Here is a 22,149-nt window from a genome sequence, read left to right on the forward strand (position 1 = left end):
TAAGCACGACTCAAGCCATGTGCGTCACGGAGACCCGTCCTGATGAATATTCCCATCCCGGCTGAAACACCCGACCCCAACATTGACGACCCCACCCTGCCGCCACCCGGCCCCGAGCCGGAACCGATCCCGGAAAAAGACCCGCCGCTTGATCCCCAGCCTCCTCTGGGCGACCCGCCGAGCGAGGCGCCGCCGGAGCGGGTTTGAACCAACAGCCTAGTGGATAACAAAAAACCTGTGGGAGCGGGCTTGCTCGCTCCACACAGGATTATGTGTTCTGGCTGAAGATCGCGGTCACGGCTTTTCCTCCTTCTCCAGCGCCCGGACAATCAGCGGCATTACGCTGAAGATCGCCAGCGCCAATACCGTACTGAGCACTGCCGTGGACTCGCGCCCCAGCCCGGCGGCGACACCGATGGCGGCGGTCATCCACAGGCCGGCGGCGGTGGTCAGGCCTTTTACATGGCTTTCGTCACTATCGTTGCCCTTGAGGATAGTGCCCGCGCCCAGGAAACCGATGCCGGCGATAACACCCTGCACCACACGGCTCATGGCGTCAGCCTCGGAGCCGGACATCTGCGGCACCAGCACAAACAGCGCCGCCCCCAAGGCCACCAGCATATGGGTCCGGACCCCGGCGGCCTTGCCCTTGTGTTCACGCTCAAAACCCAGGATGCCGCCCAACAACGCAGCCATCAGCAGGCGTACGGTTACCCGCGTCATCTGCTGCGCATCGGTGATATCGGCGAATTCCGATTGCAGGGTTATCCAGACTTCATGCCACCAGGCGTCCATGAACGGTCCTCTTTCCGGTCGATAAACGATGGACCGCAAGCCAGGCCAGAGGTGCGCTCGACCGCTGATCAGACGCAACGAACCGCGGCTGCGGGCCGACGCCTAACGTTCAGGACATCCAGAAGGAAACCTAACCATGAGTTTCAATATCGATAGCAACCACATCTGCACCTTCGACACCGAAGAGTTCAACGAACAGCGACCCGCCAGCGAGTTGACCGTTATCACTGATGCGGAAAAAGCCATGTCGGCGGTGGATCTCAACGGTGGCCGGGTGTACATCACCGAGGCGCAAGCCGATGCCCTGACCGTGGCCGGGGCGGTCGATGGGCGTAAGAACCTCAAGGCGACTGATAGCGATTCGGTGATCTGAATCCCTTTGTCCCTTTGATTGAAGAGAAAATCGTCCTCTGTGCAGAGAGGCTGCGTGGGAGCAAGCCTTGCTCCCACGGCGGTCTTCGCCAACGAGATCTGTTCGCCTGATCTGGATGCATCAAAGTGTCGCAGGGCCAGGGCCTCACGGCATCTGATCCGGTTTTTATCGAGATACCTGAGTCTGTTATGAAAACAGTTCGATGGTCATAGTGCGCCGGCCAGTTACAGGCTGAGGAGCGACCGACCATGAGCGAAAGAATCCCCGTCCAGTTGATACAGCACTTCGAACCCGCGCCGACGAAGATAAAGGCCCGGACCACCGATAACCTGATCCACACCCGCAGCTTCACCGGTTTGTTCCGCACTTTGCGCATCAGCGGTGCAGGGCTGCTGTTCCTGCTGTTTTTCGGTACGGTGTGGCTGAACTGGGGCGACCGCCAAGCGGTGCTCTGGGACCTCGCCGAAAGCAAATTCCACATTTTTGGCGCGACCTTCTGGCCCCAGGATTTCATCCTGCTGTCGGCACTGCTGATCATCGCCGCCTTCGGCCTGTTCGCGATCACCGTATTTGCCGGTCGGGTGTGGTGCGGCTACACCTGCCCGCAGAGTTCCTGGACCTGGATCTTCATGTGGTGCGAAAAAATCACCGAAGGCGAACGGCACCAGCGGATCAAGCTGCAGGCGGCGCCCTGGACCTTGAACAAGCTGCTGCGTCGCTCAGCCAAACATACGTTGTGGCTGGCAATCAGCCTGCTCACCGGCTTGACCTTTGTCGGTTATTTCACGCCGATCCGCCCGCTGGCCGAAGAACTTCTGACCCTGCAAATGGCCGGTGTCAGTCTGTTCTGGGTGCTGTTCTTTACCGGCGCCACCTACCTCAACGCCGGCTGGCTGCGTGAAGCGGTGTGCATGCACATGTGCCCCTATGCACGGTTTCAGAGCGTGATGTTCGATAAAGACACCCTGACCATTTCCTATGACACCGCACGTGGCGAAATCCGGGGCCCGCGCAAGCGCGAAGTGAACCCGGCCAATGTGGGTTTGGGCGATTGCATCGATTGCCAGATGTGCGTGCAGGTCTGTCCCACCGGCATCGACATTCGCGACGGCCTGCAAATGGAGTGCATCGGGTGCGCCGCCTGCATCGATGCCTGCGATTCGATCATGGACAAGATGGGTTATGCCCGTGGCCTGATCAAGTACACCTCTGAACATCAGTTGCAAGGTGGCCGGACTCGCCTGCTGCGACCGCGGTTGATTGGCTATACCGCCGTGCTGCTGGTGATGATCGGGGCCTTGGCCGTGGCGCTGGCAGAACGCCCCATGGTGTCGCTGGACGTGACCAAGGACCGTGGGCTGTTCCGCGAAAACAGCCTGGGCCAGATCGAGAACATCTACAGCCTGAAAATCATCAACAAGACCCAGCAGCGCCAGGATTATCAGCTGTCCCTGGCGGACGCCGAAGGTTTTGTCCTGCAGGGCAAAACGCAACTGAGCCTGGCGCCGGGGGAAATCCTCGACGTACCGGTGTCGGTGGCAATGCTCAGCGAACGGCCCCGTAGCGGCTCCCGGGAAATGGTCTTCAAGGTGGCCGACAGTGACGAGCCTGGGACTTTCAGTGAGGCCACGAGCCGCTTTGTGGCGCCGATAAATCGTTGAGGCTTAAGATGCCGAACCTTTGTGGGAGCGAGCCTGCTCGCGATGGCGGACGGTCAAACAATATCAACATTGAATGTACCGGCCCCATCGCGAGCAGGCTCGCTCCCACAGGTAACTGCGCAAGCCGTGCGTTACCCCCTGAATTGTTCAAGAGCGGGCCCGCTATGAAACGCTACGAGAAATTCGCCGACGACATCGCTGAGCTGATCCGCTCCGGCGTGCTGGGCCCAGGGCAGCGTGTGCCATCGGTGCGTTATGCCAGCCAGACCTACGGCGTCAGCCCGTCCACGGTGTTCCAGGCCTACTACCTGCTGGAGCGTCGTGGCCTGATCCGGGCTCGTCCGCGCTCCGGCTACTTCGTCAACGCCCATACACCGAATCCGTTCGCCGAGCCGGTGATCAGCACCCAGGTGCACGACAGCACCGAAGTCGACGTCAGCGAGTTGGTGTTTTCGGTGCTGGACTCGATCAAGGATCCAGCCACCGTACCGTTCGGCTCGGCGTTCCCCAGCCCGACCCTGTTTCCCCTGCAACGACTGTCCCGCTCGCTGTCCAGCGCAACGCGGGATATGGACCCCCGAATGGTGGTCACGGACATGTCGCCGGGCAATCCGCAATTGCGCCGACAGATCGCCCTGCGCTACATGGTCGGCGGGCTGATGCTGCCCATGGAAGAACTGCTGGTCACCAATGGCGCCCTGGAAGCCTTGAACCTGTGCCTGCAAGCCGTCACCGAGCCCGGCGACCTGGTGGCCATCGAGGCGCCGGCGTTCTACGCCAGCCTGCAAGTGCTGGAGCGGCTCAAGCTCAAGGCAGTGGAAATTCCGGTACACCCACGCGACGGCATCGATCTGGATGTATTGGAGCAGACGCTGGAGCGCCACCCGATCAAAGCATGCTGGTGCATGACCAGTTTCCAGAACCCCATGGGCGCGACCATGCCCGAGGAAAGAAAACAGGCGTTGGTGGAGTTGTTACGCCGTCATCAGGTGCCGCTGATCGAGGACGACGTGTACGCAGAACTCTATTACGGCCAGCAGGCACCCAAGCCGGCCAAGGCGTTCGACACCGAAGGGTTGGTGATGCATTGCGGTTCGTTCGCCAAGAGCCTGGCGCCGGGCTATCGCATCGGCTGGGTCGCCGCCGGGCGTTACGCTCAGAAGATCGAACGGCTCAAACTCATGACGTCACTGTGCGCCTCGATGCCGGCCCAGGCGGCCATCGCCGATTACCTGCAACACGGTGGTTATGATCGTCATCTGCGCAAACTGCGCTACGCCCTGGAAGAACAGCAAAGCGCCATGCTCGCCGCCATCGCCCGCTACTTCCCCGCACAGACCCGCGTCAGCCAGCCGGCGGGTGGGTATTTCCTGTGGCTGGAACTGCCGGAGCAGATGGACTCGCTGAAACTGTTCCAGATGGCCTTGGCCCAAGGCATCAGCATCGCTCCTGGGCCGATCTTTTCACCGACCCGGCGTTTCGGCAATTGCATCCGTTTGAACTACGGCAGCCCGTGGACCGAAGTGTCAGAGAAGGCCATGGAGACGTTGGGGCGGATTATTCGGTCGTTTTGATATGGGGTTGTCTGTTATTGCCCCATCGCGAGCAGGCTCGCTCCCACAGTGGGTTTGCGGCGAGACGAATCTCTCAGCTACTCAGCAGATCTCATGTGGGAGCGAGCCTGCTCGCGATGGCGGCAGAACCGACAACTTACATTTCAAAGCTCAGCGCCCGCCCCCCAAATCCACAAACGTCCCGGTCGCATACGAAGCCTTGTCCGACAGCAACCAGATAATCGCTTCAGCCACTTCATCGGGACGGCCGCCACGGGCCATGGGGATTGCCGACTCCAGCTTGCTGACCCGGTCCGGGTCGCCGCTGAGGGCATGAAAATCGGTGTAGATATAACCTGGGCGAACCGCATTGACGCGGATACCTTCTCCAGCGACTTCCTTGGACAGGCCAATGGTGAACGTGTCCAGCGCGCCTTTGGAGGCCGCGTAGTCGACATACTCGCCCGGCGCGCCCAGGCGGGCGGCCACCGAGGAGACGTTCACAATACTGCCACCTTGCCCGCCATGCCTGGGCGACATGCGCAGCACCGCGTGCTTGGCGCAGAGGATTGGCCCCAGCACGTTGGTCTTCATGATCTTGAGAATGCGGAACTCGGACATTTCGTCGAGTCGGGACTTGTGGGCGACCGTGCCGGCGTTGTTCACCAAAGCGGTGACGCGACCCAACTCAGCGTCCACACGGTCGAACAGCGCGACCACTTCGTCTTCGATGCTGACATCCGCCCGCACGGCAATCGCCTGGGCGCCCTTGGCCCGGACCTGTCCGAGCACATCCTGCGCGGCGCCTTCATCGGACTGGTAATTGATGCAGATCCGATAGCCCAGGTCGGCAGCCAACAGCGCCGTGGCCGCCCCGATCCCGCGGCCGCCACCGGTGATAACGATGACCTTATCCACGTTTGCTCTCCCCATTGCACGGATAGACGTCCGGCCCAAGAATAGCGTTCACGCTGCGCTTTTGCACAAGCCGTTGTGCTTGCGCTTGGCTCAGCGAGCCAAAGCCCGCAGATCCAGACGTCCATCCAGCAACGGCGGGCACCAGTAGTAGCCCCCCGTGATCGGCCGGCTCATGCGATACAGGCCGTCGGTGATACCGTCCTCCAGGCCGCTCATGCGCCGCAGTTGAGCCTCGAAAGCGTCGAGGGAGAAACCGAACGCCAGGAACATCAGGCCTGCACGATCCCCTTCAATCCACGGCATGGAACGGCGTACGACGAAGGCCTCCGGGGCGAAGCTTTCCTGGGCGGTGCGTTTGACGTGGGCCGACTCCGGGGCATCGTCGATTTCCTCGTTGTCGCTCAGGCGCCGGCCCATGATGTTGTCGCGCTCATGGGGTTGCATGGCGGCGAAACCATCCAGATCGTGTTGCCACTGCTGGATCGCCGCAAAACTGCCACCGCGCACTCCATCGACACCTTGAGCCAGGGCAGCGGCGATGGCCGCTTCATCGTGAGGGTTCTCAGTGCCGTCTTCATAACCGGTCAGGTCATGGCCGGTCATATGACGGAAAGTTTCGTTCATCTGCACCAGGCGCAACGCCGGGGCCAGAGCGGCCTCGATGGCACGGCTGCGGTGCAGCAGCTCGCCACGGTCTTCGCCGTGTAGCCAGCACCACAGCGCGTGCTGGGTCGAAGGGTTGTCCACGCCCACGCCGGCCAGGGCCGGAAACGCCCGCAGGCCTTCGACCTGCGCACCCAGCGCCTGGACCAGCGACTCGCCCAGGCCGATCACTACTCGATCATCGACTTGCAACAAAAGCTTATCGATCGCAGCCGGCAGCGCCTCGACCGATTCCAGGGCAAAAAACAAGTGACGGGCCTGAGGCGGAACAGGGGTGGCGAGAATGCCGGGCTGGTAGTAGCTCATGTGGACTCCTTTAGAAAGAGCGCAAGTTTACCCGGCGACCAGTGGTTTGTGTGGTTTGCCATGGGCTGTCGAAGGCCAGGACGCTAAAGATTTTCGTAGGAAGTCTCTTGCAACCCGGTCAGATGACTCGGAACCCGGTTCGAACTGCAAGGATCCCGATTGCCGGACATCGGAAAACTCCCTAGATTGGGTGCCCCCAAAGCTGCTGGCAGAGCGGCTGGCACCCTCAGGACTCATGGAGAACGGTCAGACATGCACATTGCCAAATCGATACTTACGGGCGCTTTTTTCATCGCCTGCGGCACGACAACGGGCTTTGCCCAGGAGCGCGTTGAAGACACCGTCAATGCCGTGATCCAGCCCTTGATGAAACAACAGGACATCGCCGGCATGGCCGTGGCAATCACTCACAACGGTGAACGTCATTACTTCAATTACGGGGTGGCCTCCAAGGACACGAAGCAGGCAGTGACCGACCAGACGCTGTTCGAAATCGGCTCGGTCAGCAAGACCTTCACCGCCACCCTCGGCGCCTACGCCCAGGCCCAAGGCAAGCTGTCGCTGTCGGACCCGGCCGGTCGCTTCGCCCCCGAGCTGAGCGGCAGCGCCCTGCAAGGCATCAGCCTGCTCAACCTTGCCACCTACACGCCGGGCGGCCTGCCGTTGCAGTTTCCTGGCGAAGCGGACCATCCGGACCGGATGTTCAGTTACTACAAGACCTGGAAACCACTCTATCCGGCCGGTACCCAGCGGCTCTATTCAAACCCGAGCATCGGCCTGTTCGGCTACCTGGCGGCCCGCAGCCTGGAACGACCGTTCGATGAGGTGATGGAACAGACACTGATGCCGGGATTAGGCCTCAAGCACAGTTATGTACGGGTGCCCAAGGATCAATTGAGCCGTTACGCCCAAGGCTACGCGAAGGACGGCAAGCCAGTGCGGGTCGGACCGGGAGCGCTGGACGCCGAGGCCTATGGCGTGAAAACCAGTTCATCGGACCTGATCCGCTTCATCGAGGCTAACCTGCGGCCTGAAAAGCTGGACGCCGATCTGCGACAGGCCATCGCCACGACGCATACCGGGTTCTACAAGGCCAATGGCATGACCCAGGGGTTGGGTTGGGAGTTCTACCCCTACCCCGTCACGCTTGACGCGCTATTGGCCGGCAATGCACCGCAGATGGCCCTGATGCCACAAAAAGTGGAGCCGCTCAACCCACCCCTGCCTGCGCCGGCCGACAGCTGGATCAACAAGACTGGCTCGACCGGTGGCTTTGGTGCCTATGCGGCGTTCGTTCCTGGAAAGGATATGGGGATCGTGATGCTGGCAAACAAAAACTACCCGATCGAGGAACGGGTGAAGGCCGCGCACAAGATCCTGACGGCGCTGGAGAAACAATAGGCTACGCAAATTACTGTGGCGAGGAAGCTTGCTCCCTCGCCACAAAGGGAGTTCATCGCCTGCCCGATCAATCCTCCAGCGGCTTCGGCGCAGTCATCGGTTTGCCCGTCTTGCCTGCCTTGGCACCCTTGCCTTCCTGGGCCGGCGCAGCTTCAGGCGCGGGAGTCGGGGCTGGCGCCGCCGCTTCCTTTTCTGCTGGAGGCAGTTTATCGACGGTGTCGAAGATGTCTTTCAGCTCAATCGCTCCCGAGTGCTCAAGCTTCTTTTCTCCGTCCTTGCCCACCAGGATGATCTTGGTCTGGGCACCGGCCCCCAACCTGAGTGACCGGATCAGCGCCATGGTGCTTTGCGGGTCCAGGTCTTTGCCATCGCGCTGCCCCATCGTGTTGAGCACGGTGTAAAGCACCAGGTTGCGCTCGGAAAAACCCTGTTTGCCGGCCGGTTCCTCCAATGCTTTTTTCAGGCTGACCCATGCAGGATCGACGGTGCTCGGCGCGATGACAATCAAGGGGCGGGATTTGCCCTTGTCCGCGGCCAAGGGTGAGTCGCCATCCGCGGCGAACAAGGGACCTGCAATGGCCAACAAGGTAGCGAAGGTCAACGACCGAATGAGCATGCGCCTCTCCTTTTGATATCTACGCTGTACTGATTGCGCATGGCGGCGATTGTTCCGCGACAGTCGCCCAATACCGCGCCTGCCTGCCTTGAAGCTTAGGCCAGAGGGGTCATTGCGCAACCGTGGCGTGGGAGAGGAACAATTTCGTGACAGGAGTCGGGCACAACTTATGTGGGAGCGAGCCTGCTCGCGATGGCGCACAGTCAATCCAGCAGATGTTCTGCTGTACCGGCCTCATCGCGAGCAGGCTCGCTCCCACATTGATTGGTGCGCAGGTTAGTTAGAACGCCAACTTGAACCCGATCATCGCCAGCATCACTGCCAGGCATGGGCGCAGCACCTCATCGGAAATGCGGCCCGACAAGTGACTGCCCAGGTAGATGCCCGGCAACGAGCCGACCAGCAGGTAACCCAGGATGTGCCAGTCCATGTTGCCCATGCTGGCGTGGCCCAGGCCAGCGACCAGGGTCAGCGGTACGGCGTGGGCGATTTCAGTGCCCACCAGGCGCTTGGTGACCAGGAATGGATAGAGAATGAACAGTGCGACAGTGCCCAGTGCGCCAGCGCCAATGGAGGTCAGTGCGACCATGACGCCCAATATCAGGCCAGTGACGACGGTGAGTACATTGAGCCGCGAGCCGGTGGGATTGTAGTGGCCGCCCGCACGATCATGGGCAAATTGCAGGAGGCGTTTCTTGAACAGAATCGCCAGGGCGGTGGCGAACAGCACAAAACCCAGCGCTTGCTTGATGATCGCGTTCATGGCGTCGGGCGAACTGTGCAGACTGCTCAGAAACCACAGCGTCAATCCTACCGCCGGCACACTGCCCAAGGTCAGCCAGCCGGTGATGGCCCAATCGATGTTGCGGTTCTTGGCGTGAACCAATACACCGCCGGACTTGGTAATCGCCGCGTACAGCAGATCGGTACCCACTGCGGTTGCAGGGTTGATACCAAACCACAACAGAATGGGGGTCATCAGCGAACCGCCGCCCACGCCGGTCATCCCGACGATAAAACCGACAACCAAGCCCGCTATGACTAAACCGACATTACCGAAATCCATTAAGCGCGACCGCATGAAATAAAATCTGGTCGCGAGCATAGCGATTTTTCTTATAACCACCTATACCAATGTGATCTATCTTTATTCCCTTTTCCTCTGACATTACTGAACCGGCAGGAAGTTAAGAAAGAGCAGGCTCTGGGCATAGTTCAGACCGATCCGCCGGTAGCGCTCGTCCAGCATTTGGGTCAGCAGGTCCAGGCGCGCAACGATTTTTCCAAACTCCACGGCAAAGCTGAGATTGCTGCCCTCCTCCGAAATCTCATTGGAAAACAGCAGCGGTTTGCCGTCTTTGTCCAGTCGTTGGCTGAGTATCCAAGTGGCTTTTTCGATGTTGCGCGCCGCGTTGCTGACAAAGCGCGGGTCGATCGCGTCGGTCATGTAGAACTCGAGACGATTGCCATGGGCCGTGACCAGCATGCTGCCAATGGCGTAGATGAACGCCCCCACCCGATCCCCCAGGAACTCAGGGCTCATGGCATAGCTCAGGGCGGCCAGGTCCTTCTTGCCGCCAAGGGTCGGTAACGGCTGTTGCTGCTCGATGGCCAGGCGCACCTGCTTTTCCGCGGCACGGGCGTCGAGAAATCCGGACTTGCGCAACTCTTCGGGGTTGCGCAGATAAAGCTTGTTCATCAGCAGATAGAGGCTTTGCAGGTTGTCATGCATCGCCAGTGTGGCCATGCGGTCAACGCTGGTCTGCAGCAGTTCCTGAGGCCTGGTGTTGCTGAACTGCGTGATCATGTCTTGCCCCTGCTGATGACTGCAACCGCCGCCAAGCAACATCAACACGCCGGCCAACAGCGCTGAACAGCGACGTCGCGACACCATCACGAAATGAAAAACACCGGCCATCGAGTCTCGGTCTGGGCTTGGGGAGGCGGTGGGGGTCGCCGCTTCCTGGCCATGGATAGAGCGGCAAAAAACGTAAAAGTGCGATGGACGAGGGAAAACCACACAGATGGGAAAGATCCGCCCCGCTCAATTAGTATGACTTTTTAATTGATTAATCGCGATTAATGGCTATATATCCCTTCTAGCCTTTCAAATAGAAAGACTACTAACCGAATATACCTTCATCGCTGTCCGACTAAACACCGGACTCGACCCGCGTTCCAAACAACAACAAGACAGGAAGGAAGGTCACACCATGCTTGAATCCAGACATCTGCTCACGGCTCTCGGAGTGTCTCTGATGATCGCCACCTCTGCATCCCAGGCCGCCGGCCTGAGCAATGAACGCGCAGCGTTCGGCAAGACCAGCGACGGTACCGCGGTGGAAAAATTCGTCCTGCGCAACAGCCACGGCATGGAGGCTACTGTCATCACGTACGGCGGAATCCTCCAGTCACTGATCGTGCCGGACAAGAACGGTATGGCCGCCGATGTTGTGCTGGGCTTCGACGATGTGCAGGGTTACCAGAAGAACGGCAATGTGTATTTCGGCGCAACCATTGGCCGCTTCGGCAATCGCCTGGCTGGCGGCGCATTCGAGTTGGACGGCAAGCGCTACCAGGTGCCGCAGAACGACAAGAGCAACTCCCTGCACGGCGGACCGCAAGGTTTCGACAAGCGCGTCTGGAAGGCCGAACCCCATGACGGCAAGGACTCGGTGGGCGTGACCCTGACCTACCTGTCGGCGGATGGCGAGATGGGTTTCCCAGGCGCACTGAAAACAGATGTCACCTACAGCCTCAATGAACAGAACGAATTACGTATCGAGTACCAGGCCACCACCGACAAACCCACGGTGCTGAACCTGACCAACCACAGCTATTTCAACCTCGCCGGTGCCGGTAACGGCGACATACTCAAACAGGTCGCGACCCTGCATGCCGCCCATTACACCCCGGTGACCGACAAGCTTATCCCCACCGGTGAGTTGGCCCCCGTGGCCGGTACGCCGATGGACTTCACCAAGCCCACCGCCATCGGCACCCATATCAAGGCCGATCACCCGCAGCTCAAATTCGCCGAACCCAAACAGGGCGGTTTCGATTTCAACTGGGCGCTTGACGCCAAGGGTGACGTGAGCAAACTGGCCGCTGATGTCTACGACCCACAGTCCGGACGGCGCTTGGAGCTCTACACCACCGAGCCTGGCTTGCAGTTCTATACCAGCAACTTCCTCGACGGCACGGTCAAGGGCAAGCACGGCAAGGTCTATCCGCATTGGGGCGCGTTCACTCTGGAAACCCAACACTACCCCGACTCGCCAAACCAGCCGAACTTCCCGTCGACCCGGCTTGACCCCGGCCAGACCTACACCCAGACCATGGTGTTGAAGTTCTCCGCGCAATAAATCCTGCCCTTCGAAAAGATCGTTCCCACGGCGGAGGGGACGATCAACCTTGAACACCTGGTCTATCCTGCTGCCACACGTCTGATGTTCTGCAAACAGGAGGTAGACATGAGGACTCTGGAACTGGCTGGCGAGGCCGTACCGGTGATTGGCCAGGGCACCTGGCGCATGGGTGAAGAAGCGTCGCTTCACAAGAAGGAAGTGGCGGCCCTGCGCTTGGGCATTGAATTGGGCATGACGCTGATCGACACGGCGGAGATGTACGCCGAGGGCGGCGCCGAAGAGGTCGTTGGGGAAGCGATCACCGGCCTGCGGGACCAGGTTTTCCTGGTGAGCAAGGTGTATCCCCACAATGCCAGCCGCAAAGGCATTGCGCTTGCCTGCGAACGCAGTTTGCGCCGACTGGACACCGATTACATCGATCTCTATCTGCTGCATTGGCGCGGGCAATACCCGCTGGAAGAAACCGTCGAAGCGTTCGAACGCCTGCGCGAAGAAGGCAAGATCGGCCGCTGGGGCGTGTCGAACTTCGATGTCGCGGACCTTGAAGAACTGGCTTCACCGGCCTGCGCCACCAACCAGGTGCTGTACAACCTGCAGGAGCGTGGCATCGAATTCGACCTGCTGCCCTGGTGCCAACAGCAGCGCATGCCAGTCATGGCTTACTGCCCGGTCGGCCAGGGCGGGCAACTGCTCAAGGACCACACCCTGGGCCAGATCGCCGAACGCCATGGCGCAACCCCAGCGCAGATTGCCCTGGCCTGGCTGTTGCGTCAGGACAATGTCATTGCCATTCCCAAAGCCGTTCAGAGCGAACATGTGCGCTTGAACGCCGAAGCGGCCAACCTGAAGCTCGCACCCCAGGATCTGGCGGCGCTGGATTTGATATTCCCGCAGCCCGAAGGCAAGCAGCGCTTGGCGATGGTCTAGTTCTCACGAGCAAAGCGCTTTTGTGGCGAGGGAGCTTGCTCCCGCTGGGGCGCGTAGCGGCCGCTTCTGGCGGTTGCTGCGCAACCCAGCGGAAGCAAGCGCCCTCGCCACAAAAGCCTCCCGCCCGCAACACTGGCGCATCCGTCAGAACAAGCCCATCTGGCCCCCCACCAGGGTCGAGAAATCGTCATCCACAAACGGCAGAATCGCGTCCGCCACCGGTTGCAGCTGTTTGGTCACGTAATGGTCGTAATCGATCGGCGCGCTGCGGGTTTCCAGCGGCTCAGGGCCGGCGACAGTGATCACGTAGCTGATCCACCCGCCGTTCTGGTATTGCCGCGCACGGCCCTGGCGCTGGTTGAACTCGTCAGCCAGCCGCGCGGCGCGCACGTGCGGCGGTACGTTGCGTTCGTAGTCTTCCAGAGGCCGGCGCAAGCGCTTGCGATAGACCAGCCGATCATCGAACGCTCCGGCCAGGGTCTGGTGCACATAATCGCGCACATAATCCTGGTAAGGCTTGCGGTGGAAGATCCGTCCATACAGCTCCTGCTGGAACTGCCGGGCCAGCGGCGACCAGTCGGTGCGCACGGTTTCCAGGCCCTTGTAGACGATCTCGTCGCTGCCGTCGGCGCGGGTTACCAACCCGGCATAGCGCTTCTTGCTGCCCTCTTCCGCGCCACGAATGGTGGGCATCAGAAAACGTTTGAAATGGGTTTCGAACTGCAACTCCAGTGCGCTCTCCAGCCCGAACTCATCACGCACGTGTTCGCGCCACCACTGATTGACGTATGCCACCAGCTCCTGGCCGATGGACGCCGCCTCTTCCTGGCCGTGGGCCCGGCGCAGCCAGACGAACGTGGAATCGGTATCACCGTAAATCACCACATGCCCCCGGGCTTCGACCAACTGCCGGGTGCGCTGCATGATCTGGTGACCGCGCAGGGTGATGGAGGACGCCAGCCGCGGATCGAAGAAACGACAGCCACTGGAACCGAGTACGCCATAGAAGGCGTTCATGATGATTTTCAATGCCTGGGACAGCGGTGCATTGTGTTCCCGCTTGGCGGTTTCCCGGCCTTCGGCTACCCGCGCCACAATGGCCGGCAGGCAATGCCGCGTGCGGGAGAAACGTGCCCCGCGAAAACCTGGCACCGACTGGCTTTCGTCCGGGTGGCGCAGGCCTTCGATCAGGCCTACCGGGTCGATCAGGAAGGTGCGGATGATCGACGGATACAGGCTCTTGTAGTCCAGCACCAGCACCGACTCGTAGAGCCCCGGCTGGGAATCCATGACAAAACCACCCGGGCTGGCCTCGGGCGGGCGCTGGCCAAGGTTCGGCGCGACGAAACCCTGGCGGTGCATCAGTGGCATGTACAAGTGTGTGAAGGCCGCCACCGAACCACCGCTGCGGTCCGCCGGCAGACCGGTGACACTGGCCCGCTCCAGCAGGAACTTGAGCAGCTCGGTCTTGGCGAAGATCCGCGTCACCAGCTCACAGTCCTTGAGGTTGTAACGGGCCAGGGCCGGTTTGTCCTCGGCAAACATGCGATTGATCTCGTCCATGCGCTGGTACGGGTTGTCGATGGACTTACCCTCTCCCAACAACGTCTGGGCGACATTTTCCAGGCTGAACGAAGGGAAACTCCAGGTCGCCGAACGCAGCGACTCAATGCCGTCGATGATCAGCCGGCCTGCCGCCGAGGCGAAAAAGTGATTGTTGCGCGCGCCATGCTCGCGCCACTGCATCTCCTCCCCGCCTCGCCCCAGGCGTAGCGGCACGGCCAGGCGCCGGGCGTGCTCATGCAGCACGCGCAAATCGAACTGCACCAGGTTCCAGCCAATGATCGCGTCAGGGTCGAAACGGGCGAACCAATCGTTGAGTTTCTTCAGCAGCAAAGTGCGCGATTCACAATATTCGAGCTGGAAATCCACGGCAGTATCGTCGCCATTGGGCGGGCCGAGCATATACACCTGACGCTCGCCGCAGCCTTCAAGGGCAATGGAGTACAAATCGCCCTGGGCGGTGGTTTCGATGTCCAGGGACACCAGACGCAAAGGCGGACGATACTCGGGCGCCGGTTTCATCTGGGCGTCCAGCAGCAGGCCCTCAGCGGCCTTTGTGCCACCGAACCAGACCGGCGCGGTGATGAAACGCTCCATCAGGTAGCGTTCCGGTGGACGGATGTCAGCTTCGAACACCTCCACGCCGGCACGGCGCAAGGTGGTGTCCAGGCGCATCAGTTGGGCATGTTGCCGGCAATACAGGCCCAGCACCGGTCGATGCTCGAAATCCAGCAGGTCCAGGGGTCGCAATTCAACGTCCTTCTCCCCTTGCAGCAAGGCTTCGACCTGACCGCGCTGAATCTGTGGCACGAATGCCACCGACGGCTGCACCGGCAAGCGCACGCGCCGGGGGCCGGTGTCGGTCGCCAGCCAGAATTCGACTTCGGTGCCGGCCGGGGTATCGCGCCAATGCCGGGTCAGGACGAAGCCCTGCTGTAGATCCACCGCTGCAACCTCGATTTTTTGCGTAAGCGACGATTCTACCTGTGGTGAGGGGATTTATCTGTGGGAGCAAGGCTTGCCCCCACAGTGGCGATAAATCCCTCGCCCCAACAGTGCATGGCCTCACTTCGGTGGTGAACTCACCGACAATGACGTTTTTGGACGACTGACTGCCGCTTTACCGCTTGCTCTGCGCCGTTGGGTCTACGATTCTTAAACCACCTGCAAAAACAACATCTGAGGCTTCCCCATGAAAACCGTCGCGCAGTTGCTCCGGATCAAAGACGAGAAAAACCAGCAAGTGCACACCATTTCACCGGACGACATGGTGCTGCAGGCCCTGATGCGCATGGCCGAGAAAAACGTCGGTGCCCTGCTGGTGGTGAAGAACGGCGAAGTACTGGGGATCATCAGTGAGCGCGACTACGCGCGCAAAATGGTCTTGCATGGCCGCTCCTCAGTAGGCACCAAAGTGAGCGACATCATGGTGTCACCCGTGATTACGATAGACCCCCACCAGAATGTCGAAACCTGCCTGAGCATCATGACCGAAAAACATTTGCGGCATTTGCCGGTGGTCGAAGACGGCAAACTCGTCGGTCTGCTGTCCATTGGTGACCTGGTCAAGGAAGCGATTGCCGAGCAGGCGGACCTGATCCGACAACTGGAGCAATACATTCGCGGCGAATGACCCGTTCGGGCGGGTTGCTCAATCCCAACCTCCTTCTATATTGAAGGAGTTGTCCTGCCGAGCATCCCGATGGCCGATACCGACCGACTGATCATTTGCGAACATTGTGATGCGGTGTACGAGCCGATGGTGCTCGCTGCGCATCAGAAAGCCTCGTGCGTGCGGTGTGGCGCGGTGATTCAGCGCTACAACGGCCTGACCATTGAACAGCGCCTGGCCTTGAGTGTGACGGCAGCGGTGTTGTGGGCTTTCGCCAACATCTATCCAGTGATGAGCATCCGTCTCCAGGGCCTGAGCAACAGCGCGACGCTGTGGGATTCCATCGTGGCCCTGAGCCAGGGCCCCATCACCTTCATCGCCCTGGTGGCCGCGGTGGCGATCATCATTGCCCCGGTCTTTCAGTTGGTATTGCTGATCTGGGTGCTGGCCTACGCCTACGCCAATCAACGGGCGCCGGGGTTCAGTCTGTGCATGCGCAGCCTGGAAGCACTGCGGCCGTGGAGCATGCTGGAGGTGTGCCTGTTGGGTGCGCTGGTGGCGGTGATCAAACTCGCCGGGCTGCTGGACGTGCTGCCGGGCATCGGCCTGTTTGCCCTGGCCGCCCTGAGCCTGCTGATGATCCGCATCGCCGGACGCGATGTGCGCGATTTATGGGACAACCTATGAACCGCGAACCGTTGCCTCCCCCGCCCTTGGCCCGCGACCTGAACCTGTGCCTGTGCCACAGCTGTGGCCTGGCCTGTGACATGAGCGACGAGCCCGAGACCTGCCCCCGCTGCGACGCCCCGTTGCACCGGCGCAAACCCGACACCCTCACCCGTACCTGGGCCTACATGCTGGCGGCATTGGTGTTCTACATTCCGGCCAACCTGCTGCCGGTGATGAATACCCAGATGCTCGGGGATGGCGCCGACAGCACCATCATCAGTGGCGTCATCGAGTTCTGGCAGGGCGGCGCCTGGGACATCGCCCTGATCATTTTCATCGCCAGCATCGCGGTACCAGGCATCAAGTTCGTGGTACTGACCTTGCTGTTGGTCACCGTGCAGCGGCGCAGCACCTGGGCCCAGGTCCAGCGGGCGAAACTGTATCGGCTGGTGGAAGTCATCGGCTACTGGTCGATGCTCGACGTGCTGGTGGTGGCGCTGGTCGCGGCGCTGGTGAAATTCCAGGCACTGAGCGATATCGAGCCGCGACCGGGCATCCTGTTTTTCGGCCTCGTGGTGCTGTTCACCATGCTGTCGGCCATGAGCTTCGACCCACGCCTGATCTGGGACACCCAACCATCCGAGGAGGCCATGGATGAAGTCGCAAGCCACTGACGGGCAGCAACCGGCACCAGGTCGCGCCCATGTCACCAGCCGCCGCTGGACGGTGTCGCTGGTATGGATAGTGCCGATCATCGCGGTGCTGGTAGGGTTGTCCCTGGTGGTCAACAACTGGCTGCAGGAAGGTCCGACCATCACCATCACCTTCAAGACCGGCCAGGGCCTGACCGCCAACAAGACACCGGTCAAATATCGCAACGTGGTCATCGGCCAGGTCACCGACGTGCAATTGAGCGACGACCAGAAGAACGTCACCGCCACGGTCAAGCTGGCCAAGACGGCGGAGACCTTCACGCACGAGGACTCGGTGTTCTGGGTGGTACGGCCGCGCATCGGAGCCGGCGGAATTTCCGGGATCGATACCCTGCTGTCAGGGGATTTCATCGGGGCCGACGCCGGTCAATCGAAGGTTCGTGCCAAGTCCTTTACCGGCCTGGAAGCCCCGCCACCGATCACCTACGGTGAACCGGGCAAGCGCTTCACCCTGCATTCCCAGGACCTCGGTTCACTGGACATCGGCTCGCCGGTGTACCTGCGCAAGATTCCGGTGGGCCAAGTGGTGTCCTATGCGCTGGATGCCGATGGCAAAGGGGTCAACATCGACGTATTCGTCAATGCCCCCAACGATGTCTACGTCACCGAAAACACCCGGTTCTGGAACGTCAGCGGCGTGGACGTGAACGTCGGTGCCAACGGCTTTGCGGTCAAGACCGAGTCACTCTCGGCGCTGCTGGTGGGCGGCATCGCATTTCGGGCACCGGAATACAGCCCCAACGACAGCCCCGCTAGCGAGGACAAGACGTTCGAGCTGTTTGCCGACCAGCAGAGCGCCCTGGCCCCGCCGGATGGCAAGGCGCAATACCTGGCTTTACGCTTCGATCAGGCATTGCGCGGATTGCGGGTCGGAGCGCCGGTCGAATTCCTGGGCATCGAAGTGGGCAGGGTCGTAGCTATCAATCTGGATTTCGACGAGAAGCTGCGCAGCTTCCCGGTCAATGTCGGCGTGGTGTTCTACCCTCAGCGCCTGGGCAAGGCCCATGAAAAACTGCTCAAGGCGCTCAATCACAACCCGGATGACGAAGCTGCCGGCGCTCGCCTGATCGGCAGTTTCGTCGAACGCGGCCTGCGTGCCCAGGCCCGTAGCGGCAACCTGCTGACCGGGCAGTTGTACATCTCGCTGGACTTCTACCCCAAGGCCGAAAAAGTCACTTTCGACGCCAACGCCCGCCCGGTCCGTATACCGACCATCCCGGGCAGTCTCCAGCAACTGCAGGAACAACTGCAGGCGATGGTCGAGCGAATCAACAAGCTGCCCCTGGAAAGCGTTGCCAACAACCTGAACGGCAACCTGGTTGAATTGCGCAAAGGTCTGGCCCAGTTCAACAGCAAGACCCTGCCAAGCGTGCAAAACACGTTGCAGGACGTGAGCAAGACCCTGCAATCGGCCAACTCGACCCTGGCCGAAGATTCGCCGCAACGCGAACAACTGACGCAGACCCTGGACGATCTTGGGCGCATGTCGCGTTCGTTGCGCGAGCTGTCCGACTACCTGAGCCGCCATCCCGAATCACTGCTTCGCGGCCGTCCCAAGGATGCACCGGCGCAGAACCTCACATTGCCGGCGAACGAATGACCACAGGAGCACGCCCCATGCCGCTGATGCTGAAACTCCCCCTGGTTGCCTTGGTGCTGCTGCTTGCTGCCTGCCGCGGCGATCCGATCCAGTACCACACCCTGAGCCCGGCTCAACCTGCCGGCCAGCCACGCACGAACATGGACATCCAGCTCGAGCAGGTGAGCGTTCCGCCTCAGGTGGACCGCGCGCAAATGGTCATCCGCCAAGGCAACAGCGGGCTGGCGATCCTGGAAACGCAATGGTGGGGCGCCAGTCTGGCCGATGAACTGCGCAGCAGCCTGGACGAACAACTGAGCAACCCAGGCGCAGCGAAGCTACTGCTGCGGGTGGATGTGCAGCGCTTCGATTCGATCCCCGGCCAATATGCCCGCATGGACGTGCAGTGGCGCCTGCGCGAGCTGGGCAACGAAGCCCATACCCTGACCTGCCGTAACAGCCTGCAAACGCCGGCGGGGAGCAGCATCGATGAGCTGGTGACGGCCCATCAGCAGAATGTCCGACAGTTTGTCGGCCTCGTTGAGCAAGCCGCCACCAAAATGACATGCCCTTGACCCGTAGGCGCTGCCGAAGGCTCGGGCCGCGTTTGGACGATCTTTCTGTTTTGATCTTTCGTTTGCTACTCGGAAAAACCGCAGCCTCGCTGCGCTCGACAGCGCCTACAAGGGCCAGTGCAGCGACAGCACCGGCGCAATGCGCGGATGGCGGTCGATGCGCTCCAGTAGCTCGTAGAACGGCGGTCGGGCATTCAGCATGGCCTCCCGCGTGTCTTCCCACTTCGTGACCACGGCGGCCAGGATATCCAGCGCTCCCGGCTCGGCACCGCTGAGAAAAGGACGAGCCGCAAACTGGTCGGCAAACAGCGCCCAGTTGCGATGTAGCCGCTGTCGGGTGCCCGACACCAATTGCTGCCGGGTCGCTTCATCCGCGTCGACCAGCCAGCGCTCTGGAAAATCGATGATGCCGATGGGCGTGTAGCAATTGGCGACGATATAGACCAGGCCCCGTATGGCTTGAGCACGTTGGTTCGGATCGTCCGGCAGCAACTTCGATTCAGGAAACACCAACCCTAGGTGGATCAAAATCGCCGCGGCTTCGGTCAGCACCGAACCGTCCGGCAATTGCAAGGTCGGGACCTGCTTCTGAGGGTTCAATGCCTGTAGCTCTTTCGACGCCTCGTTGTCTTCGGTCGAATAGGCATCGACACGGCGATAAGGCACGCCACACAGGCACAGGGCGATCTCCACAGCCGAAGAGCCGGATTGCCTGTAGCCGAATAACTGATACATGAACTTGCCTCCTGCACTTGGGGGGGGTAGCCGGTAGAACCCGCGGGCCCGCCAGTGTTCCACCCTGCAGACGACACGCACTCTCCATGGAAGCGAGCCTGCTCGCGATGTCGGCGGATCAGTCAACATCAATATTGCTTGCCAACCGCTCGGCGAGGTATCACCGCCGTCGATATTCACCATCAGGCCAATGAAGTTCTCTTGATTGTCGCTCCGGACAACAATGGCTCCACACCAACCCACTGCATCCCCGGAGCACACCATCATGAAACGCCAAATCATCCTCAGCCTCGCTTTCTCGGTACTGGCAGCCAACGCATTCGCCGCCTCCTCCCACCCGGTCGTTGCCGAAGGTGGTTCTGATCGACTGATCGAAAAACGTGTTGCCGAAGGCGGCTCCGATCGCCTGATCCAGAACCGCGTTGCCGAAGGTGGCTCTGATCGTCTGATCCAGAACCGCGTTGCCGAAGGTGGCTCTGATCGTCTGCAACAGAACCGCGTTGCCGAAGGTGGCTCTGATCGTCTGCAACAGAATCGCGTCGCTGAAGGTGGTTCCGATCGTCTGCAACAGAACCGCGTTGCTGAAGGTGGTTCCGATCGCCTGCAACAGAATCGCGTCGCTGAAGGTGGTTCCGATCGTCTGCAACAGAACCGCGTTGCTGAAGGTGGCTCCGATCGTCTGCAACAGAACCGCGTTGCTGAAGGTGGTTCCGATCGTCTGCAACAGAACCGCGTTGCTGAAGGTGGCTCCGATCGTCTGCAACAGAACCGCGTTGCTGAAGGTGGTTCCGATCGTCTGACCCAGAACCGTGTATGAGTTGTTCAATCCAAATGCGTGACGAAACCCAACTCAATGTGTGGCGAAGGAGCCCCCTCGCCACAATGCTTCAAACACCTCTGGAACCTAACGCATCACCATGAAAGCCCGGCCTTATCCGCCGGGCTTTTTCATTGCCCACCGATTGCCTAGCGTCCCGCAGCCCGCGTCATACAACGCCGGTAACGCTCATCCACTCGCTTGGCGAACCACGCCGTGGTCAGCTTGCGCGTGATTTTCGGGCTCTTGAGCACGATTCCCGGTAACACCGCCCGAGGTAATTGCTTACCCTCGGCCTTCTCAGCCAATTCGAAGACCCGCTTGTACAGTTTGCTGTCCTCGAACGCCAGGCTGTCGCCCTGCTCCAACTGGTCGCGAATGGTCGGGTTGCGCATCCCCAGCGACCGGCCCAAGGTGCGCACCGCCAACTCGGTGCTGCCTGGCATGATGGAACCATGCAAGATCAAATCGCCGTCCAGAGCCAGGGGAATGCCTGAGGCACGACTCACTGCATGCTGGAATGCCGCGTTGCGGCTGGCGTACCATCCGGCATTGAAATCGGCGAAACGATACAGCGGTTCGGTGTAGCTCACCGGATACCCCAGCAGATGCGCAATACCGAAATACATCCCGCCGCGACGACTGAACACCTCCCGACGAATCGACCCATCCACCGCATAGGGATAATCCCGGGCATTGGCCTGGGCAAACGCGATGCTGACCTGCATCGGCCCGCCGGTGTGCACGGGGTTGAAGCTGCCGAACAGTGTCTTGCCCAAGGGCACCATGCCAATGAAGTCATCGAAAATCGCACTCAACTCCTTCTCGCTGCGCGCGGCATTGAGCCGATCACTGTAGCTTTTGCCATTGGGCGAACGCACCTGGAGGGCGCCGCTGATCAACAGACCCGGAATGTGCATCTTTGCCGCGCGACGATCGATTTCCTGCCGGGCGATCTTGCCCAACCCCGGTACCGCCGGATCAGCCTGGAACGTCGATTCCTGTTCGGTCACCGCCAGGACGGAACAGATATTCTGCGTCGTGGGTGAGATTTGCTGAGCGGCAAAAGCCACGTAGATATCCGTCGCCCAGCCCTCGCGATCCACAGTCTTGGCCGGCAACAACCGCACAATCTGCGCCTTGACCTCGGCGGGCTGGCGTTCCGGTTCCTGGGCCTGACGGCTGCCGCAACCGGCCAGGGTCAACAACGCGGTGAGGCTGATCATCAATCGATTGAGTTGCATGTTGCTCCATCAAGTCTGTTATTGCGCAGCAACCATACGATCAAAAGCCGGTACAGGCTAT

Annotated in this window: 22 protein-coding genes; 13 read left to right on the forward strand and 9 right to left on the reverse strand. The window is 60.7% G+C overall.

Translation table 11 applies throughout. The features are described from left to right. The first annotated feature begins 42 nt into the window (after nt 1-42). A complete protein-coding gene (locus T3A99_RS06455) occupies nt 43-207 on the forward strand; it encodes a hypothetical protein (RefSeq protein WP_171061344.1) in 165 nt (54 codons plus the stop codon). Between the two features lie 87 nt (nt 208-294). Here T3A99_RS06455 and T3A99_RS06460 read toward each other — a convergent pair whose 3' ends face one another. After that, the gene (locus T3A99_RS06460; RefSeq protein WP_076384010.1) at nt 295-795 is read right to left on the reverse strand and encodes an MgtC/SapB family protein; all 501 of its coding nucleotides are present in this window, start codon (nt 793-795) and stop codon (nt 295-297) included. Between the two features lie 136 nt (nt 796-931). On the opposite strand from T3A99_RS06460, the gene T3A99_RS06465 reads away from it, so the two are divergent. From T3A99_RS06465 to mapR, 3 genes are all read left to right on the forward strand, one after another. After that, nucleotides 932-1,168, forward strand: coding sequence for a DUF3203 family protein (locus tag T3A99_RS06465; protein WP_047227771.1), 237 nt, complete (start codon nt 932-934; stop codon nt 1,166-1,168). Between the two features lie 248 nt (nt 1,169-1,416). Further along, a complete protein-coding gene (gene ccoG, locus T3A99_RS06470) occupies nt 1,417-2,829 on the forward strand; it encodes a cytochrome c oxidase accessory protein CcoG (protein WP_047227770.1) in 1,413 nt (470 codons plus the stop codon). Nucleotides 2,830-2,993: 164 nt separating this feature from the next. Next, nucleotides 2,994-4,403 carry a GntR family transcriptional regulator MpaR gene (mapR, locus tag T3A99_RS06475; protein WP_047227769.1) on the forward strand — a complete coding sequence of 470 codons (1,410 nt, stop codon included), beginning with the start codon at nt 2,994-2,996 and terminating at the stop codon, nt 4,401-4,403. Nucleotides 4,404-4,553: 150 nt separating this feature from the next. On the opposite strand, the gene T3A99_RS06480 is transcribed toward mapR, so the two are convergent. Further along, nucleotides 4,554-5,300, reverse strand: coding sequence for an SDR family oxidoreductase (locus T3A99_RS06480; protein ID WP_076384007.1), 747 nt, complete (start codon nt 5,298-5,300; stop codon nt 4,554-4,556). A 90-nt stretch (nt 5,301-5,390) separates the two neighbouring features. Continuing rightward, complete coding sequence (locus T3A99_RS06485) at nt 5,391-6,269, reverse strand: Dyp-type peroxidase (RefSeq protein WP_139049627.1); 879 nt, start codon at nt 6,267-6,269, stop codon at nt 5,391-5,393. Nucleotides 6,270-6,521: 252 nt separating this feature from the next. Between T3A99_RS06485 and ampC the strand changes: the two genes are divergently transcribed. Then, entirely contained in the window at nt 6,522-7,670 is a 1,149-nt protein-coding gene (ampC, locus tag T3A99_RS06490) for a class C beta-lactamase (RefSeq protein WP_047227766.1), read from the forward strand. A gap of 67 nt (nt 7,671-7,737) precedes the next feature. On the opposite strand, the gene T3A99_RS06495 is transcribed toward ampC, so the two are convergent. The 3 genes from T3A99_RS06495 to T3A99_RS06505 all read right to left on the reverse strand — a co-directional run bounded on the left by T3A99_RS06495 (nt 7,738) and on the right by T3A99_RS06505 (nt 10,204). Next, a complete protein-coding gene (locus T3A99_RS06495) occupies nt 7,738-8,286 on the reverse strand; it encodes a DUF4174 domain-containing protein (RefSeq protein ID WP_047227765.1) in 549 nt (182 codons plus the stop codon). Between the two features lie 280 nt (nt 8,287-8,566). Next, nucleotides 8,567-9,352 carry a sulfite exporter TauE/SafE family protein gene (locus T3A99_RS06500; protein ID WP_047227884.1) on the reverse strand — a complete coding sequence of 262 codons (786 nt, stop codon included), beginning with the start codon at nt 9,350-9,352 and terminating at the stop codon, nt 8,567-8,569. 102 nt (nt 9,353-9,454) lie between these two features. Next, complete coding sequence (locus T3A99_RS06505) at nt 9,455-10,204, reverse strand: hypothetical protein (RefSeq protein ID WP_274090980.1); 750 nt, start codon at nt 10,202-10,204, stop codon at nt 9,455-9,457. Nucleotides 10,205-10,499: 295 nt separating this feature from the next. Between T3A99_RS06505 and T3A99_RS06510 the strand changes: the two genes are divergently transcribed. Together T3A99_RS06510 and T3A99_RS06515 are read left to right on the forward strand one after the other, a co-directional pair. Continuing rightward, complete coding sequence (locus tag T3A99_RS06510; protein WP_322834146.1) at nt 10,500-11,651, forward strand: aldose epimerase family protein; 1,152 nt, start codon at nt 10,500-10,502, stop codon at nt 11,649-11,651. Between the two features lie 108 nt (nt 11,652-11,759). Beyond that, entirely contained in the window at nt 11,760-12,581 is an 822-nt protein-coding gene (locus T3A99_RS06515; RefSeq protein ID WP_047227762.1) for an aldo/keto reductase, read from the forward strand. Nucleotides 12,582-12,725: 144 nt separating this feature from the next. On the opposite strand, the gene T3A99_RS06520 is transcribed toward T3A99_RS06515, so the two are convergent. Then, nucleotides 12,726-15,089 carry a DNA polymerase II gene (locus T3A99_RS06520; RefSeq protein WP_076384003.1) on the reverse strand — a complete coding sequence of 788 codons (2,364 nt, stop codon included), beginning with the start codon at nt 15,087-15,089 and terminating at the stop codon, nt 12,726-12,728. A gap of 247 nt (nt 15,090-15,336) precedes the next feature. Between T3A99_RS06520 and T3A99_RS06525 the strand changes: the two genes are divergently transcribed. From T3A99_RS06525 to T3A99_RS06545, 5 genes are all read left to right on the forward strand, one after another. Further along, on the forward strand, nt 15,337-15,777 hold the full coding sequence (locus T3A99_RS06525; protein WP_047227760.1) for a CBS domain-containing protein: 441 nt from the start codon (nt 15,337-15,339) through the stop codon (nt 15,775-15,777). A gap of 69 nt (nt 15,778-15,846) precedes the next feature. After that, nucleotides 15,847-16,443: a paraquat-inducible protein A gene (locus tag T3A99_RS06530; protein ID WP_047227759.1), complete on the forward strand. Its 597-nt coding sequence runs from the start codon at nt 15,847-15,849 to the stop codon at nt 16,441-16,443. Continuing rightward, nucleotides 16,440-17,099 (forward strand): paraquat-inducible protein A, encoded by a 660-nt coding sequence (locus T3A99_RS06535; RefSeq protein ID WP_047227758.1) that lies wholly within the window; start codon nt 16,440-16,442, stop codon nt 17,097-17,099. The genes T3A99_RS06530 and T3A99_RS06535 overlap by 4 nt, the downstream gene beginning before the upstream one ends. Beyond that, a complete protein-coding gene (locus T3A99_RS06540) occupies nt 17,080-18,738 on the forward strand; it encodes an intermembrane transport protein PqiB (RefSeq protein WP_107322626.1) in 1,659 nt (552 codons plus the stop codon). Before T3A99_RS06535 ends, T3A99_RS06540 begins: the two co-directional genes overlap by 20 nt. 17 nt (nt 18,739-18,755) lie before the next feature. Further along, complete coding sequence (locus tag T3A99_RS06545; RefSeq protein WP_047227756.1) at nt 18,756-19,292, forward strand: PqiC family protein; 537 nt, start codon at nt 18,756-18,758, stop codon at nt 19,290-19,292. A 105-nt stretch (nt 19,293-19,397) separates the two neighbouring features. Here the strand turns inward: T3A99_RS06545 and T3A99_RS06550 are convergent, their stop codons facing one another. Further along, nucleotides 19,398-20,027 (reverse strand): glutathione S-transferase family protein, encoded by a 630-nt coding sequence (locus tag T3A99_RS06550; protein ID WP_160894134.1) that lies wholly within the window; start codon nt 20,025-20,027, stop codon nt 19,398-19,400. Between the two features lie 265 nt (nt 20,028-20,292). Here T3A99_RS06550 and T3A99_RS06555 point away from each other — a divergent pair, with 265 nt between their 5' ends. Continuing rightward, the gene (locus T3A99_RS06555) at nt 20,293-20,844 is read left to right on the forward strand and encodes a phage infection protein (RefSeq protein WP_076383999.1); all 552 of its coding nucleotides are present in this window, start codon (nt 20,293-20,295) and stop codon (nt 20,842-20,844) included. Between the two features lie 149 nt (nt 20,845-20,993). Here the strand turns inward: T3A99_RS06555 and T3A99_RS06560 are convergent, their stop codons facing one another. After that, nucleotides 20,994-22,088: a DUF1615 domain-containing protein gene (locus tag T3A99_RS06560; RefSeq protein WP_188251024.1), complete on the reverse strand. Its 1,095-nt coding sequence runs from the start codon at nt 22,086-22,088 to the stop codon at nt 20,994-20,996. Nucleotides 22,089-22,149 lie beyond the last annotated feature (61 nt).

This window comes from Pseudomonas sp. N-137 (genome assembly GCF_034555295.1).
GTDB lineage: Bacteria > Pseudomonadota > Gammaproteobacteria > Pseudomonadales > Pseudomonadaceae > Aquipseudomonas > Aquipseudomonas rhizophila.

Excerpts from the sequence above, each read along its gene's own strand:
- T3A99_RS06515 (WP_047227762.1), top strand. The coding sequence starts at position 11,760 with ATGAGGACTCTGGAACTGGCTGGCGAGGCCGTACCGGTGATTGGCCAG.
- T3A99_RS06555 (WP_076383999.1), top strand. The coding sequence starts at position 20,293 with ATGAAACGCCAAATCATCCTCAGCCTCGCTTTCTCGGTACTGGCAGCC.
- ccoG (WP_047227770.1), top strand. The coding sequence starts at position 1,417 with ATGAGCGAAAGAATCCCCGTCCAGTTGATACAGCACTTCGAACCCGCG.
- mapR (WP_047227769.1), top strand. The coding sequence starts at position 2,994 with ATGAAACGCTACGAGAAATTCGCCGACGACATCGCTGAGCTGATCCGC.
- T3A99_RS06525 (WP_047227760.1), top strand. The coding sequence starts at position 15,337 with ATGAAAACCGTCGCGCAGTTGCTCCGGATCAAAGACGAGAAAAACCAG.
- T3A99_RS06510 (WP_322834146.1), top strand. The coding sequence starts at position 10,500 with ATGCTTGAATCCAGACATCTGCTCACGGCTCTCGGAGTGTCTCTGATG.
- T3A99_RS06535 (WP_047227758.1), top strand. The coding sequence starts at position 16,440 with ATGAACCGCGAACCGTTGCCTCCCCCGCCCTTGGCCCGCGACCTGAAC.
- ampC (WP_047227766.1), top strand. The coding sequence starts at position 6,522 with ATGCACATTGCCAAATCGATACTTACGGGCGCTTTTTTCATCGCCTGC.
- T3A99_RS06550 (WP_160894134.1), bottom strand. The coding sequence starts at position 20,027 with ATGTATCAGTTATTCGGCTACAGGCAATCCGGCTCTTCGGCTGTGGAG.
- T3A99_RS06560 (WP_188251024.1), bottom strand. The coding sequence starts at position 22,088 with ATGCAACTCAATCGATTGATGATCAGCCTCACCGCGTTGTTGACCCTG.
- T3A99_RS06495 (WP_047227765.1), bottom strand. The coding sequence starts at position 8,286 with ATGCTCATTCGGTCGTTGACCTTCGCTACCTTGTTGGCCATTGCAGGT.
- T3A99_RS06545 (WP_047227756.1), top strand. The coding sequence starts at position 18,756 with ATGCCGCTGATGCTGAAACTCCCCCTGGTTGCCTTGGTGCTGCTGCTT.
- T3A99_RS06455 (WP_171061344.1), top strand. The coding sequence starts at position 43 with ATGAATATTCCCATCCCGGCTGAAACACCCGACCCCAACATTGACGAC.
- T3A99_RS06530 (WP_047227759.1), top strand. The coding sequence starts at position 15,847 with ATGGCCGATACCGACCGACTGATCATTTGCGAACATTGTGATGCGGTG.
- T3A99_RS06500 (WP_047227884.1), bottom strand. The coding sequence starts at position 9,352 with ATGGATTTCGGTAATGTCGGTTTAGTCATAGCGGGCTTGGTTGTCGGT.
- T3A99_RS06540 (WP_107322626.1), top strand. The coding sequence starts at position 17,080 with ATGAAGTCGCAAGCCACTGACGGGCAGCAACCGGCACCAGGTCGCGCC.
- T3A99_RS06460 (WP_076384010.1), bottom strand. The coding sequence starts at position 795 with ATGGACGCCTGGTGGCATGAAGTCTGGATAACCCTGCAATCGGAATTC.
- T3A99_RS06505 (WP_274090980.1), bottom strand. The coding sequence starts at position 10,204 with ATGGCCGGTGTTTTTCATTTCGTGATGGTGTCGCGACGTCGCTGTTCA.
- T3A99_RS06465 (WP_047227771.1), top strand. The coding sequence starts at position 932 with ATGAGTTTCAATATCGATAGCAACCACATCTGCACCTTCGACACCGAA.
- T3A99_RS06485 (WP_139049627.1), bottom strand. The coding sequence starts at position 6,269 with ATGAGCTACTACCAGCCCGGCATTCTCGCCACCCCTGTTCCGCCTCAG.